This window comes from Ensifer adhaerens, from assembly GCF_000697965.2.
GTDB lineage: Bacteria > Pseudomonadota > Alphaproteobacteria > Rhizobiales > Rhizobiaceae > Ensifer > Ensifer adhaerens.
Genome location: NZ_CP015880.1, coordinates 2689255 through 2703153, shown reverse-complemented (window position 1 = coordinate 2703153; position 13899 = coordinate 2689255). Strand labels below are relative to the sequence as shown.

14 protein-coding genes are annotated in these 13899 nt (G+C 62.7%); 2 read left to right on the top strand and 12 right to left on the bottom strand.

The window, feature by feature from the left end; genetic code table 11:
* Nucleotides 1-6: 6 nt before the first annotated feature.
* The 7 genes from FA04_RS13105 to FA04_RS13075 all read right to left on the bottom strand — a co-directional run bounded on the left by FA04_RS13105 (nucleotide 7) and on the right by FA04_RS13075 (nucleotide 6093).
* Complete coding sequence (locus FA04_RS13105; RefSeq protein WP_034794147.1) at nucleotides 7-1194, bottom strand: efflux RND transporter periplasmic adaptor subunit; 1188 nt, start codon at nucleotides 1192-1194, stop codon at nucleotides 7-9.
* A gap of 524 nt (nucleotides 1195-1718) precedes the next feature.
* Nucleotides 1719-2711, bottom strand: coding sequence for an ABC transporter substrate-binding protein (locus FA04_RS13100; RefSeq protein ID WP_034794145.1), 993 nt, complete (start codon nucleotides 2709-2711; stop codon nucleotides 1719-1721).
* Between the two features lie 51 nt (nucleotides 2712-2762).
* Nucleotides 2763-3632, bottom strand: a complete 870-nt coding sequence (locus FA04_RS13095) for an ABC transporter permease (RefSeq protein WP_034794144.1) — start codon at nucleotides 3630-3632, stop codon at nucleotides 2763-2765.
* The gene (locus FA04_RS13090; RefSeq protein WP_034794141.1) at nucleotides 3629-4513 is read right to left on the bottom strand and encodes an ABC transporter permease; all 885 of its coding nucleotides are present in this window, start codon (nucleotides 4511-4513) and stop codon (nucleotides 3629-3631) included. Before FA04_RS13090 ends, FA04_RS13095 begins: the two co-directional genes overlap by 4 nt.
* A 2-nt stretch (nucleotides 4514-4515) precedes the next feature.
* The gene (locus tag FA04_RS13085; protein WP_034794138.1) at nucleotides 4516-4851 is read right to left on the bottom strand and encodes a membrane protein; all 336 of its coding nucleotides are present in this window, start codon (nucleotides 4849-4851) and stop codon (nucleotides 4516-4518) included.
* Nucleotides 4848-5312: a GNAT family N-acetyltransferase gene (locus FA04_RS13080; protein WP_034794136.1), complete on the bottom strand. Its 465-nt coding sequence runs from the start codon at nucleotides 5310-5312 to the stop codon at nucleotides 4848-4850. The genes FA04_RS13085 and FA04_RS13080 overlap by 4 nt, the downstream gene beginning before the upstream one ends.
* Nucleotides 5302-6093, bottom strand: coding sequence for an ABC transporter ATP-binding protein (locus FA04_RS13075; protein WP_034794266.1), 792 nt, complete (start codon nucleotides 6091-6093; stop codon nucleotides 5302-5304). The genes FA04_RS13080 and FA04_RS13075 overlap by 11 nt, the downstream gene beginning before the upstream one ends.
* A gap of 121 nt (nucleotides 6094-6214) precedes the next feature.
* Between FA04_RS13075 and FA04_RS13070 the strand changes: the two genes are divergently transcribed.
* Nucleotides 6215-6628, top strand: a complete 414-nt coding sequence (locus FA04_RS13070; protein ID WP_034794134.1) for a cupin domain-containing protein — start codon at nucleotides 6215-6217, stop codon at nucleotides 6626-6628.
* 129 nt (nucleotides 6629-6757) lie between these two features.
* Here the strand turns inward: FA04_RS13070 and FA04_RS13065 are convergent, their stop codons facing one another.
* The 3 genes from FA04_RS13065 to FA04_RS13055 form a co-directional block, all read right to left on the bottom strand.
* Nucleotides 6758-7303: a hypothetical protein gene (locus FA04_RS13065; protein WP_034794122.1), complete on the bottom strand. Its 546-nt coding sequence runs from the start codon at nucleotides 7301-7303 to the stop codon at nucleotides 6758-6760.
* Nucleotides 7304-8758 (bottom strand): dihydropyrimidinase, encoded by a 1455-nt coding sequence (gene hydA, locus FA04_RS13060; protein WP_034794120.1) that lies wholly within the window; start codon nucleotides 8756-8758, stop codon nucleotides 7304-7306.
* 82 nt (nucleotides 8759-8840) lie between these two features.
* Entirely contained in the window at nucleotides 8841-10091 is a 1251-nt protein-coding gene (locus FA04_RS13055; RefSeq protein WP_090426347.1) for a Zn-dependent hydrolase, read from the bottom strand.
* Between the two features lie 282 nt (nucleotides 10092-10373).
* Between FA04_RS13055 and FA04_RS13050 the strand changes: the two genes are divergently transcribed.
* Entirely contained in the window at nucleotides 10374-11027 is a 654-nt protein-coding gene (locus tag FA04_RS13050; protein WP_034794116.1) for a TetR family transcriptional regulator C-terminal domain-containing protein, read from the top strand.
* Between the two features lie 8 nt (nucleotides 11028-11035).
* On the opposite strand, the gene FA04_RS13045 is transcribed toward FA04_RS13050, so the two are convergent.
* Both FA04_RS13045 and FA04_RS13040 read right to left on the bottom strand, forming a co-directional pair.
* Nucleotides 11036-11965: a DMT family transporter gene (locus tag FA04_RS13045; RefSeq protein ID WP_051659304.1), complete on the bottom strand. Its 930-nt coding sequence runs from the start codon at nucleotides 11963-11965 to the stop codon at nucleotides 11036-11038.
* A 151-nt stretch (nucleotides 11966-12116) separates the two neighbouring features.
* Complete coding sequence (locus FA04_RS13040) at nucleotides 12117-13793, bottom strand: adenylate/guanylate cyclase domain-containing protein (RefSeq protein WP_034794114.1); 1677 nt, start codon at nucleotides 13791-13793, stop codon at nucleotides 12117-12119.
* Nucleotides 13794-13899: the final 106 nt, after the last annotated feature.

The window sequence follows — 13899 nt, the reverse complement described above, 5'->3', positions numbered from 1 at the left end:
TTCCTGTCAGTTGGTCGCTGATGCGGCGGACTTGACGGGGTTGATGCGGTCACCGTCGCGGACATAGGCGCCGGCTCTCGCTACCACTTCCTCCCCGGCCTTCAGGCCCTCGAGGACTTCGATGAACTTGCCGTCGGAAATCCCTGTCTTGACCGGCAGGATGCGGATGACGCCGTTTTCGACCTTGCGAACGATGGTGCGGCCGTTCTCATTGGTAACGGCCGTTTGCGGCAGGACCACCGTCTGCTTCTGTTCGGCGGTGATCAGCGCGCTCGCATACATGCCGGCGCGTGCCTTCTCGGTGTCCATCAGGCTGATGAAGACGGTGCCGAGGCGGCTGACGGGATCGACCGTCGGAGCGATCAGGCGGATCTTGCCTTCGACCTTGGTGTTGCCGCCGGCAAGCGTCACGACGGCCGGCTGGCCGACGGCGAGCTTGATGATATCGGCTTCGGCGACGTCGGCTTTCATCTCGATGGCACCGTCGCGGATCATGGCGAAGAGCGGGTCGCTGTTACCGGTGGCGATCGCGCCGACCTTGGCATTCTTGGCCGAGATGACACCTGCGACCGGTGCCTTGACCTCGGTTCGGGCGAGGCGCAGGTCGATGTCGTCGATTTGCGCTTCGGCGACCTTGATGTCGGCACTGGCCACGGCAACGGCCTGTTCGGCCGAAAGCACACGGGCATGCGTCGCGATCGCGAGCGCCCGGACGCGATCGGCCTCGGCCGTCGAGACGGTGCCGTTCTTGGAGAGTTCGGCCGCACGGTCGCTGACGCGTTTGGCCTCGTCGTTGTTGGCTTTGGTTTCGCTGAGTTGGGCGTTCAACTGGGCAAGCCCGGCCTCGGCCTTGGCAAGCGAGGCTTCGAGTTCGCTTTTTTGCAGGCGAAGCGCGTCGTCGTTGAGAACCACGAGAACGCTGCCGGCCTCGACCGTGTCGCCGACATCGACATTGAGCGTGCGGATGGAGAGGCCGTCGACCATCGGGGCGACATAGACCTGCTCGACGGCCTGGATGGTGCCGGTCGCGACCACCCGGTCGCTGATCGACTGGTCGACCGCCGTCGTCACGACGATGGAGGGCAAGCTCGGTGCTGGTTTCGGTTGCGCTGCTTCCTCCGCCCGGGCGAAGGAAAGCGAACCAAGGGTCATCGCAGCGCACACGCTAAGGACAGGCAATACTTTTTGAGCCATCGGCTTCACAGTCCCGGCAATGGAAACAATATCGAGCGGATCTCCGCTTGATGCAGGATCCACGGGCAATCAGGCTATTTTACCGCACCGCCACAAGGTCCCGGCAAAGTGCTCGGGAACAGGAGATGGCGTATTCCTCACTTCGCGCTCCGCGTGCACGGTATCAGACCGTAGACGCGGGCGGAACTGGGACCGGTTACCGCAGGCAAGGCACTGGAAAAAAGACGTCCTCCATCATGCCTGCCTCCAACAAACATCGTGGCCTATGTAATCTCGGCCTTCGGCGCTTACAAGGGTGCACGAAGAGATGGTGCCTCAATATTCCGTTCGTTCTGCGGTTATGGTTGCGATCTTGACACGATCTTGACAATGGCAAGCAAAGGTAGCGCCGTTGTTCGCCGGATTACCACCCCCACGCCCGGTACCCGGCAGCAGCTTGGCGGATGCGAACGACCGCTAAGAAAACGGAAGAGGGCCGCACGATACTGAGCCGTGCGACCCTCTTTTGCGTTGCGGAGACAGGCCTATTTCAGCGCGGCGTCGGTGATCTCATGTGTCCAGGCGCCCTCGGGCTCCTTGGAAATCACGGGATCGGAACCACCCGAAAGCAGCGACTGCACGGTGCGTTTGTAGTCTGCTTCGTCGAGCGAGCCGTTGGAGCCGGCGGTGAGCTTTGCCACTTCGCTCATCATGCGCTTCTGGTGCTTCTCCGTCTGGGCGCCGGTGGAATCGTTTTCAAGAACGATATCGGCGGCCTCGTCCGGGTTCTGCTCGGCATATTTCCAGCCCTTCATCGAGGCACGGACGAACTTGACCATCTTGTCCTTGAAGGCGGGATCCTTGAGTTTGTCCTCAAGTACGTACAGGCCGTCTTCGAGCGTCGCCACGCCCTGGTCTTCATACTTGAAGGTCACCAGGTCGTCCGTCTTGATGCCGGCATCGATGACCTGCCAGTACTCGTTATAGGTCATGGTGGAGATGCAGGCTGCCTGCTTCTGGATCAGCGGGTCGACGTTGAAGCCCTGTTTCAGGACGGTCACGCCGTTCGGGCCGCCGTCGGTCGGGATCTTCAGGTGCGCCATCCAGGAGAGGAACGGATACTCGTTGCCGAAGAACCACACGCCAAGCGTCTGACCCTTGAACTTGTCCGGGCTGGTGACGCCGGTTTCCTTCAGGCAGGTCAGCATCATGCCGGATTTCTTGAACGGCTGGGCAATGTTGACGAGCGGCACGCCCTTTTCGCGGGTGGCAAGGGCCGACGGCATCCAGTCGACGATAACGTCGGCGCCGCCGCCGGCGATCACCTGGGCCGGGGCGATGTCCGGACCGCCGGGCTTGATGTCGACGTCGAGGCCTTCTTCTTCGTAGAAGCCTTTGTCCTTGGCGACGTAGTAGCCGGCAAACTGCGCCTGGGTCACCCACTTCAGCTGCAGCGTCACCTTTTCGGCAGCTTCAGCCTGGAACGCTGCGAGCGAAAAGACGCCTGCGGCGAGAAGCGATGCAAGTCTTTTGTTCATGTCAGTTCCCTCTTGTTTTTACTTCGTTTTATTTAAGTTCTTCAAGCAGGCTCAGGCGCGCCCTCCGCGAATGGAGGGATGCCAGAAGGTGACGGCGCGCTCGATGAGTGCGACCACGCCGTAGAAGGCGGAACCGGCGACCGCCGCAACGGCGATCTCGGCCCAGACCATGTCGACATTCATGCGTCCCACTTCCGTGGAAATCCGGAACCCCATGCCGACGATGGGGGTCCCGAAGAACTCGGCGACGATGGCGCCGATCAGCGCCAGCGTCGAATTGATCTTGAGCGCGGTGAAGATGAACGGCCAGGCGGCCGGCAGGCGTAATTTGACCAGCGTCTGCCACCAGGAGGCGGCGTAGGTGCGCATCAGGTCGCGTTCCATGTGGCTGGCGGCGGCAAGGCCGGCAACCGTGTTCACCAGCATCGGGAAGAAGGTCATGATGACGACGACGGCGACCTTCGACTGCCAGTCGAAGCCGAACCACATGACCATGATCGGGGCTACTCCGATGACGGGAAGGGCCGAAACGAAATTGCCGAGTGGCAGAAGGCCTTTCTGCAGGAAGGGCGAACGGTCGATCAGGATCGCAACGGCGAAGCCGAGGCCGCAGCCGAGCGCATAGCCGATCAACACTGCCTTCAGGAAGGTCTGGCGGAAATCGGCCCCAAGCGTCGGCAGCGAATTGATCAGCTTTTGCCAGATCATCGAGGGTGCCGGCAAAAGCACGGAGGGGACCTGGAAGCCGCGGACGATGCCTTCCCAGAGAACCAGGATAGTGATGCCGAAGATCACCGGCACGGCGAAGCGGGCGGCGCTGTTTGCGGCCGCGCTCCGGAAGTTCTGGCGCACCAGCCATTCGTTGAAGGCCCAGGCGGCGAGCCAGAAGATGATCGCGGCGGCAAGGACGGGAAGGTTCATGGCTTGGCTCCCATGCGCTTCAGGACGGCGGTGTGGGCAAAGCCGACGATCATGACGAGAACGGCCGCAAGGGCTGCCGCCATGAAGAGAGCGGCCCAGATCTGCACCGTCTGGCCATAGTAGGAGCCGGCCAGCAGCCGGGCACCAAGACCTGCGACCGCACCGGTCGGCAATTCGCCGACGATGGCGCCGACCAGCGAGATGGCGACGGCAACCTTCAGCGAGGTGAAGAGGTAGGGCATCGACGACGGCCAGCGCAGCTTCCAGAAAGTCTGCGACGGGGAGGCATTGTAGGTGTGCATGAGGTCGAGCTGGATCGTTTCCGGGCTGCGCAGGCCCTTCACCATGCCGACGACGACCGGGAAGAAGGAGAGATAGGTCGAGATCAGTGCCTTCGGCAAAAGTCCGGAAATGCCGATGGCGTTCAAGACGACGATGATCATCGGCGCAATCGCGAGGATCGGGATCGTCTGGCTGGCGATGACCCAGGGCATCAGCGAGCGGTCCATGGCGCGGTTGTGCACGATGCCGACTGCCAGGAGGATGCCGAGGGCGGCGCCGATGCCGAAGCCGAGAAGGGTTGCCGAAAGCGTGATCCAGGCGTGGTAGACGAGGCTGCGCTTCGAGGTGATTGCCTTGTTGAAGGTGGTGTCCCAGATCTCGGCGATCACCTGGTGCGGTGCCGGCAGTACCGGACGTTCCTGCGCCATGGTGTTGCGCACGATCTCAGAGAAGCTGATCTCGGTGCCGGCGCGGGCTGCCGTATCACGCTCGAAGGGGGCGTTGAGGAAGACGACCGCGACATACCAGATGGCGATCAGCAGCAGGACGACGGTGCCGACCGGCACCAACTTGTCCCTGAAGAAACTTGGTTCCTGCATTGTCACGCCTTTCCGCTTGCGGGGAACAACATCAGGCCCATTGCGACGATGCCGAGAAGCACGCCGGCGGCCTGCGTGAGGCTCAATCGTTCGCCGAACACGGTGAAGGCGATGACATTGACCATAACGAGCTGCACGATCGCCGACAGCGAGATTGCCAGGCCGAGGCCGCCCTCGCGCATGAGCTTCACCATGATGATGTTGCCGATCACGTAGAGCCCGAGTGCAAGCAAGAGCATGCCGAGGTGGTTGTTGGAGACATAGGCGCGCGAGGCGGTCGCGCCACCGAGGAAGATCGTCGTTGCCAAGAGCATCCAGAGGCCGAAGGCAAGGTTCATGCCCGCACCTTTCTGCCGCGCCAGCGATAGAGGATATCCGGCAGTTGCTCCTCGTTGTCGCCGTCGGTCCGCCGCACAGCCTCGAAGCCCTGGTGCTCGTAGAAGCGCTGGGCATCACGATTGTGTTCGAAGGTCCATAGGCTCAATTCATCCGATGACATCGCCTTGGCGGTGTCGATCAGCCGGGCGCCAATGCCTGCGCCACGATGCCGCTCATCGATGTAAAGCGCGGCGACGTGGTGGTCGTCAGAGAGGGAAAGGAAGCCGGCGATCTCGCCGTCGTCCTCTGCCAAGAGCACGATGCGTTCGGCAAAGACGGTCTCGGCATAATAGCGTTCGACATCGGCATGCTCGTGCACCCGCGGCATCCAGGCCGTCGCGTCGATCCAGCGGTTGAGAATGCCGGCGCAGGCGGCCATGTCGGTCTGTTCGGCCCGGCGGATGCCGATGCTATTCGTCATAGCTGTGTCCCGCGCGCAGGCCTTCGCGGACGCGATGGGCGATTTCGAGGAACTCCGGTGTCTCGCGAATGCCGAGCGGCCGTTCGCGCGGCAGCGGCGATTCGATCACATCGGTGACGCGGCCGGGGCGGGGGCTCATCACCACGATCTTGGTGGAGAGGTAGACAGCTTCAGGGATCGAATGGGTGACGAAGCAGATCGTCTTGTTGGTGCGGGCCCAGAGCTTCAAGAGCTGTTCGTTGAGGTGGTCGCGAACGATCTCGTCGAGCGCGCCGAAGGGCTCGTCCATCAGAAGCAGGTCGGCATCAAACGCCAGTGCGCGGGCGATGGAGGCGCGCTGCTGCATACCACCGGAGAGCTGCCAGGGATATTTCTTGCCGAAGCCGGAGAGGTTGACGAGGTCGAGCGTGCGCTCGATGCGGGCCTTCTTCTCTTCCTTCGAATAGCCCATGATCTCCAGCGGTAGAGCGATGTTGTTTTCGATGGTGCGCCAGGGATAGAGCGCTGCGGCCTGGAAGACGTAGCCATAGGCGCGCTTGTTGCGCGCTTGCTCAGGCGTCATGCCGTTGACGCTGATCGTGCCGGAGGTCGCTTTTTCCAGATCGGCGATCACGCGCAAGAAGGTCGTCTTGCCGCAGCCGGACGGACCGATGAAGGAAACGAAGTCACCCTTGGCGACATCCAGGTTGACGCCGGTCAGTGCATGCACCGGGCCATCGGCGGTTTCGAAAGTCAGGCAGAGGTCCCGGGCCGAAACCACGGATGCGGTATTGGACGTCATCGGCGAATACTCATTCTGGCTGGTCTGTGTCAGACTGCTATCCGGACCGGCAACATGCAATCGCGGATTTGGGTGCGAAGCCGTTTGTTGCTGGTTTTTCAGGGAATTCTGGAGAACGCTCATGTCTCGATCATCCAATCCGGGCTGTCGCGTGGTTCGTCCTGAAGGCGCCGTGGCCGGCCAGCAGGGGCTCAACTATTTCGAGGGCATTACAGCGGAGACCGTCGGGGCAACCGGGCTCTGCATGCACATCGTCACGATCCCGCCCGGTGCGCGCGCCAAGGCGCATCTGCACGAGAGCCACGAGACGGCGATCTACGTGCTTTCCGGGGAGGCCTGGACCTGGTTTGGCGAGAGGCTTGAGGAGCACATCGTCGCTAGGGCCGGTGAGATGGTCTACATCCCCGCCGGCATGCCGCATCTGCCGGAGAACCGCTCGAACGCGCCCTGTTCGGCCGTCATCGCGCGCACGGATCCGAACCAGCGCGAAAGCCTCGTGCTGCTGCCCGAGCTCGATCAGCTCGTGCCCGCCTGACGGCTCCCAGGCCGAAACGCCCCGCCAAGGTGGCGGGACATGTCCGGTGGGACAGAGATGTGGGGGAGCGTCGGCTAAGCTGACGGAAGGAGGCAAACGTAGCGACCGGATCGACAGGATCTGGACCATCTATGATCGTCCTCCGACTGTCTGCGCAACGGAGATCTCGGCAAGTCTTATTTTCCGCGCGAAGTAGAAGGCTGCTCCTCCGGCGGCCCCGCTGATGGCAGCGACTGCGAGGAGCAGGAGATCCCCGGAGCCTTTCATCGAGGCGAGGAGACCTGTTGCCTCTGCATCTGCGCGAACGTATCCGAAGAACGACGCCGCCTGCCCCAGGAGGAGGACGGCAGCACCTGTCGAAGCCACGCAGAGGACGCCTGCGAAGCAGTGAAGGCTAAGGTTGCGTACCCGAAATCGCTCCATCAGTCGGTAAATTCCGAAGCTTGCCGGCGCGAAGATGACCAATGCGAACAATGAGGCGCAGAAGGGCACAAGAAGGCCGGCGGGAATGATTACCTGCAAAGGGATGCCGGCAATCGATTTCGGCTCAATGATCACCAACAGGGCAGATGCCGTGTATGTGCCGACGAGGGCTGCCGCCGCGTGGAGCTGCGGAAACCAAACCTCGCGCTGACGTGCAGGTATCGGCAACACCCTGTTCGTGTTCTCCTTCATTCAAACGCCCGTGGCCGGGATGCCGCTGCGCTGGACGGCGCGGGGGGCGGTGACTTCCTTCCAGGTGGAAAGGGCCGAACTCACGGCTGGGAAAGGATCGCGGCGGACAAATTCGCCGTGGCCCTCGCGGGTCTTGACCGTGCTCTCCTCGATCGCGACGACGCCGCGGGTAAGGGTAAAGCGCGGCAGGCCCTTTACCTCCTTGCCTTCGAAGACGTTGTAGTCGATCGCCGACTGCTGGCTCTTGGCGGAGATCGTCTTGGTGCGCTTCGGATCCCAGACGACGAGGTCGGCATCGGCGCCAACAAGGATTGCGCCCTTCTTCGGGTAGATGTTGAGGATCTTGGCAATGTTGGTCGAGGTCACGGCCACGAACTCGTTCATGGTGATGCGGCCGGTGTTGACGCCATGGGTCCAGAGCATCGGCATGCGGTCTTCGAGGCCACCGGTGCCGTTCGGGATCTTGGTGAAATCGCCAACGCCGAAGCGCTTCTGCTCGGATGTAAAGGCGCAGTGGTCGGTCGCCACTACCTGCAGCGAGCCCGAGGCAAGGCCTGCCCAGAGACTGTCCTGATGCAGCTTGTTGCGGAAGGGGGGCGACATTACGCGGCGGGCTGCATGGTCCCAGTCCTTGTTGAAGTATTCGGTTTCATCCAGCGTCAGATGCTGGATCAGCGGTTCGCCGAACACGCGCATGCCCTTGGAGCGGGCGCGGCGGATCGCTTCATGCGCCTGCTCACAGGAGGTGTGCACGATGTAGACGGGGCATCCGGCCATGTCGGCGATCATGATCGCGCGGTTGGTCGCTTCGCCCTCGACTTCGGCCGGACGCGAATAGGCGTGCGCCTCCGGCCCGTTGTTGCCTTCTGACAGCAGCTTTGCCTGGAGCTGGGCGACCACGTCGCCGTTTTCGGCATGCACCAGTGGTAGCGCGCCGAGGGCGGCGCAGCGCTGGAAGGACGAGAACATTTCGTCGTCATCCACCATCAGTGCGCCCTTATAGGCCATGAAGTGCTTGAAGGTGTTGATGCCCTTGTCTTTGACGATGGTCTCCATCTCGTTGAAGACCTGCTCGCTCCACCAGGTGATTGCCATGTGGAAGGAATAGTCGCAGTTCGCACGGGTGGATTTGTTGTCCCACATGGTCAGCGCTTCGAGCAGCGACTGGTTGGGCGAGGGCAGCGCAAAGTCGACCACCATGGTCGTGCCGCCGGCGAGTGCTGCCCGCGTTCCGCTTTCGAAATCGTCCGAGGAATAGGTGCCCATAAAGGGCATTTCGAGATGGGTGTGCGGATCGATGCCGCCGGGCATGATGTAGCAGCCGTTCGCGTCCAGCGTCTCGGTTCCGGAAAGGTTCGGGCCGATCTCGACGATCTTTCCGCCCTCGATCTTGACGTCCGCCTTGTAGGTCAGGTCGGCGGTGACGATGGTTCCACCCTTGATGACAGTGCTCATGGTTCTTGATCCTCGCGATTGCTCTTCCGGCGGCCAGGCAACCGCCACGAAAAAGGGCGGAACTTTCGTCCCGCCCGCAAACTCATTCGACGATTTCGGCCGTTTCGACGACGGCGTGGAAGAGGACGTCGGCGCCGGCGCTGGCCCACTCCCTGGAGATGTCCTCCGCCTCGTTGTGGCTGAGGCCACCGACGCAGGGGCACATGATCATCGTCGTCGGCGCCACCTTGGCGGCCCAGCAGGCATCATGCCCGGCGCCCGAGATGAGGTTCATGTGGCTGTAGCCGAGATGCTCGGCGGCGTTACGCACGGCGCTGACGAGCTTTGGATCGAAGGTGACCGGCTCGAAATGGCCGATCGCCTCGATGGAACAGCCGACGCCAAGCGCGTCAGTGATCTTCGGTGCCTCGGCCTCGATCTTTGCCCGCATGCGGTCGAGCTTGGCCCTGTCCGGCGAGCGGATGTCGACGGTGAAGACCACTTTGCCCGGCAGCACATTGCGGGAATTGGGTGAGAAGAACACTTGGCCGACGCCGCCGACGGCGCCCGGCTGGTTTTCCATCGCGACGCCCTGGACCATTTCCAGGATGCGGGCCATGGCAAGGCCGGCGTTGACGCGCATGTTCATTGGCGTCGAGCCCGTATGGGCTTCGCGGCCGGTGAGCGTGAACTCCAGCCACCACAGGCCCTGACAGTGGGTGACGACGCCGATGTCCTTGCCCTCTGCTTCGAGGATCGGGCCCTGCTCGATATGGTACTCGAAATAGGCGTGCATCTTGCGGGCGCCGACTTCCTCGTCGCCGACCCAGCCGATGCGTTTCAGTTCGTCGCCGAAGGTCTTTCCTTCCGGATCCTTGCGGCCATAGGCGAAATCCTGACTGTGCACGCCGGCAAAGACGCCCGATGCGAGCATGGCCGGCGCGAAGCGCGCGCCTTCCTCGTTGGTCCAGTTGGTGACGACGACGGGATGCTTGGTCTTGATGCCGAGATCGTTCATCGAGCGAACGACCTCAAGGCCCGAGAGCACGCCGAGGACGCCGTCATACTTGCCGCCGGTCGGCTGGGTATCGAGATGCGAGCCGATATAGACGGGCAGCGCATCCGGGTCGGTGCCGGGCCTTGTGAAGAACATATTGCCCATGGTGTCGACGCCCATGGTGAGGCCGGCCTTTTCGCACCAGGACTGGAACAGCCGGCGCCCTTCGGCGTCCTCGTCGGTCAGCGTCTGGCGGTTGTTGCCGCCCGCGACACCAGGGCCGATCTTGGCCATTTCCATAAGTGAATCCCACAGGCGGTCGGCATTGACGCGCATGTTCTCGCCAGGTGCAGCCACGGCGGTCTCCTCATCTCTTCAGGGCTTTGCCTGGATCGGCGCGCCCTCATGTTCCCGTGGTCAAATCCAGGCTTGGTTTTTTCTGGTGCCCTTCGATCAGCCGTTGCCTTTGGCGGTGAACTGGCTGATAATTTGACCGGTTGGTAAACATTACAACTTCCGTTGCGGCACTCAAGCCGGAAAAACAAAAAAACGAAGTTGTTGCCCAATAAGATGGCGAGGCCGGAAATTGGGCAGCCGGTTCCTGCGCGACGAGCTGCGCAGGCATGGCCAGGGGGAAAGATGGTATTACCGAGAGCGGCCAGGACCCAGAGGCGGACCCGCATACAAGGGGAGAAGGAAGAGCGCATTCTCGAGGCCGCGCTCGAAGTCTTTTCCGCCAACGGTTTCCGCGGCTCGACCGTCGACCAGATTGCCGAAGTGGCGGGAATGTCGAAGCCCAATTTGCTCTATTATTTCCGCACCAAGGAAGCGATGCACCGGGCGCTGATCGACCGGGTGCTCGACACCTGGCTCGACCCCTTGCGGGAGTTCAACGCCGAGGGGAATCCGGTCGCCGAAATCCGCAGCTATATTCGGCGCAAGCTCGAAATGGCCCGTGACTATCCGCGCGAAAGCCGGCTCTTCGCCAACGAGGTGCTGCAGGGCGCGCCGCATATCGAGGACGAGCTCAAGGGGCCCTTGAAGTCGCTGGTCGACGAGAAGGCCGAGGTAATCCGGGCCTGGGCCAAAGCCGGCAAGATCGCCAAATGCGATCCCTATCACCTGATCTTCGCGATCTGGTCCACCACCCAGCACTACGCCGACTTCGACGTGCAGGTGCGCGCCGTGCTCGGCCAGGGCAATGCTGGCGATGGGCGCTTCGAGGATGCGGCACGCTTCCTCGAACGGCTCTTCGTCGACGGGCTGCAGGTGAGCGAGCAGCCGGCGGCTTGAGCCGCCTTTCAATCTGGCAGCAGCGCCATCAACAGCAGGCCGCAGGCCGTGGTCAGCGCGCCGGCAAGCACCGGCAGGCTGGTCCAGCCATGACCGAGCAGACCTTCGAGCAGGATGATGAAGCTCGGCGTCAGATAGCCGTAGCCAAGCACTTTCGATGCGGGTAGCCGCATCGAGGCGTATTGCAGGAGCAGGAAGGTGATCGCCGTGGTCACAACGGCCAGATAGAGGACGGCGAGCCAGACGACCGGTGGCAGGCTGGCGAAATCGGCCGTGACGAGACCGGCCGCGCCCGGTACCAGCAGCCAGGGCACGGTGAAGACAGCCACCCAGAAGCCGAAGGCGAATGGACTTTCCTCTCGGCCGAACTTGCGGATCAGCGGCACATAGACCGCGTGGCAGACGACGCCGACGAAGAAGATCAATTCGCCCTGGCCGACGTCGAAGGCAAGGATCGCGCCGACGTCGGCGCGAAAGATCACCCAGACGGCGCCAAGGGCAGCGATGATGAGCCCGGCGAGCACGCCAGGGCGTGTATGCTGACCGAGCAACACAAACGCGAAGCCGGCGCTCAAGAGCGGCATCAGCGTGAAGACCGCGCCTGTTGAAACAGGGCTGGTGAACTCCAGCGCCTTGAACATCGTCAGCATGTAGACGGCGATCAACCCGCCGAGGATCACGAAACGCCACGCTTGCTTGGGAAAGCGAAAGGGAACGCGCGCATAGCCGAAGGTGAGCAGGCCAAGGACCACGACGGTCAACAGATAGCGCCAGAGCGTCAGCGGCCCGGCGCCCATATGTTGGGTGGCAAGGCCGCCGAAGGAAAAGGAGCCTGCGATCAGGACGGCGAAGGTCATCATCGCCAGGTGCGCCTTCAGCTTCTCGGCGCCCTTCGCATGAACCTGGTGCGCGGTTTTCGGGGAGACGTCCTGTTTCATGCGGGCTTCCGGATTGGATCGGCGGCGAGGGCGGGAAGGATCTCCACTACTAGATCATTTCAGCGCTTCATTGAAACCGTGAAAAGATCCAAAGCCTTGAAGGTATGCAACTTCGGGCGTGAAAACTGTTTCACGCTTTCAAGGGGTTGCACTACGCGTTCGACGGTGCCGGTTGCAAGGCTTCGGAGATACCGGCTGCATCCCCGACGATCCAGGTTTCGAGCGTCGCCTGCCGGCCGCGCAGGCCGATGTCCAGCCGCTCATGCCCTTCGATCACCAGGCCCGCGCGGTTGACGAGCTCGGCCGAGACGGCCAATTGTACGTCGTGTTCCTTGGCGAGGCCTTCCAGACGGCTCGCCGTGTTGATCGTATCGCCGACCGCGGTCAGCGACGTCGCTTGGCCGTAGCCGATCTCCCCGATGATCGCTGGGCCGGCGTGCAGGCCCATGGCGATGCGCAGCGGCTCGTCGAGTTCGCCGCGGAAGGTCTGGTTCAGCGTCTCGAGGCCCTTGGATATGCGCACGGCGGCGGCAAGCGACTGCCGGCAGGCCTCCGTGTAGGTGCTCTTCAGCCCGAAGATCGCCAATGCGCCGTCGCCGATGAACTTGTCGATGACGCCACCGGAATCCTCGACCGCTTCGCCCACCATCTCGAAGTAACGGTTGAGCAGGAACACGGTGTCGAAAGGCAGCTTGTGTTCGGCAATGCTGGTGAAGCCGCGCAGGTCGCAGAAGAGCACGGCGATGCGCCGTTCGCGACCTTCGCCGCCCTCGCGGCCGATCTGCTTCTTGATGCCGAGGCTGTCGCTGTCGAGGATCGGCACGACGGTGACGTTGTGGACAGGGCGAAACTGGCAGGCGAGGCGGACATTGTCGGGTGCGCCGATCCGGGTGAGTGTCGCGAGCTCTGCATCCTCGGGTGGCGGCTGGTCTTCAAGCCCCTGGATGATGCGTACCCGGCAGGTCGAGCATCGGCCACGGCCGCCGCAGACCGAGACGTGGGCGATGCCCGCGGCCCTACTCGCCTCGAGCACGCTGAAGCCGAGATTGACGGTGGCCACCCGACCGTCGGGATAGCGCACGCGAATGCGCCCGCCCTTTGGCATGGCCCGCAGCAGGAACGTGCCGGCGATCAGGCCGCCGAAGCCGAAATAGAGGCCGAGCCGAATATCCTCGAGAAGCGTGAGGTCGAACGGAGGCTTCGAATAGGAACGGTCGCCGTAGCCGCCATGTTCGGCGTAACCGTCCTCGATCGAGCGGGCGCCGCTGACGAAGCCGAGCAGCGCGAAGATCGGCACGAGGATCGCGACTGTGTAGAGCAGGATTTCGTAGCGCGGGAACCAGGCTCGGCCGCGCATCCAGAACCAAGCCCCGAGGCAGCCGTGGCCCCAGACGAGCAGCAGGGCGAGCGATTGTCTCGTGGCATTGACGGAATTCGACCAGAGCATGCGGAGCATGTCCGGATAATCCGCGTCGACCCCGGTGAGAAGTGGCTCGACGCGTGCGGCCGTCACGTGGCCGATCAAAAGGAAAGGCAGGCTGAGGCCGAAGACGATCTTCAGCGCCTCGCGCGCCGGCATTCTGAGCGTCTGCCGACGATAGATGCTTTCGAGCGCCATGGCGAAATGCAGCAGCAGGGCGCCGTAGAGCAGCACCGTGCCGGGCAGGCTGTGCCAGATGAGATTGAAGCCTTTGCGGGCGGTTTCCATCGCTTCGACGGAGATCAGGCCGAGCGAGTGGTTGAAGAAATGCGCCAGAACGAACGTACCGAGTATGGCCCCGGAGACGAGGTGCATTCGCTTGCGTCGGTTGGCCGAAATGATCGTCAAGCAGCAAGTCCGGCTCTGCCGGAGCTTCGTCCGGCTGCAGGGTCAAAACCGTCGGAGACAGCGCTACGGCCCTGATCGAGCCCGCGGGGCACCCCGTATGAGTTCT

Coding starts and splice junctions, on each gene's coding strand:
- FA04_RS13085 (WP_034794138.1), bottom strand. CDS start 4,851: ATGAACCTTGCCTTCGGCCTCTGGATGCTCTTGGCAACGACGATCTTC.
- FA04_RS13065 (WP_034794122.1), bottom strand. CDS start 7,303: ATGAAGGAGAACACGAACAGGGTGTTGCCGATACCTGCACGTCAGCGC.
- FA04_RS13100 (WP_034794145.1), bottom strand. CDS start 2,711: ATGAACAAAAGACTTGCATCGCTTCTCGCCGCAGGCGTCTTTTCGCTC.
- FA04_RS13105 (WP_034794147.1), bottom strand. CDS start 1,194: ATGGCTCAAAAAGTATTGCCTGTCCTTAGCGTGTGCGCTGCGATGACC.
- FA04_RS13070 (WP_034794134.1), top strand. CDS start 6,215: ATGTCTCGATCATCCAATCCGGGCTGTCGCGTGGTTCGTCCTGAAGGC.
- FA04_RS13050 (WP_034794116.1), top strand. CDS start 10,374: ATGGTATTACCGAGAGCGGCCAGGACCCAGAGGCGGACCCGCATACAA.
- FA04_RS13090 (WP_034794141.1), bottom strand. CDS start 4,513: ATGCAGGAACCAAGTTTCTTCAGGGACAAGTTGGTGCCGGTCGGCACC.
- hydA (WP_034794120.1), bottom strand. CDS start 8,758: ATGAGCACTGTCATCAAGGGTGGAACCATCGTCACCGCCGACCTGACC.
- FA04_RS13080 (WP_034794136.1), bottom strand. CDS start 5,312: ATGACGAATAGCATCGGCATCCGCCGGGCCGAACAGACCGACATGGCC.
- FA04_RS13095 (WP_034794144.1), bottom strand. CDS start 3,632: ATGAACCTTCCCGTCCTTGCCGCCGCGATCATCTTCTGGCTCGCCGCC.
- FA04_RS13075 (WP_034794266.1), bottom strand. CDS start 6,093: ATGACGTCCAATACCGCATCCGTGGTTTCGGCCCGGGACCTCTGCCTG.
- FA04_RS13045 (WP_051659304.1), bottom strand. CDS start 11,965: ATGAAACAGGACGTCTCCCCGAAAACCGCGCACCAGGTTCATGCGAAG.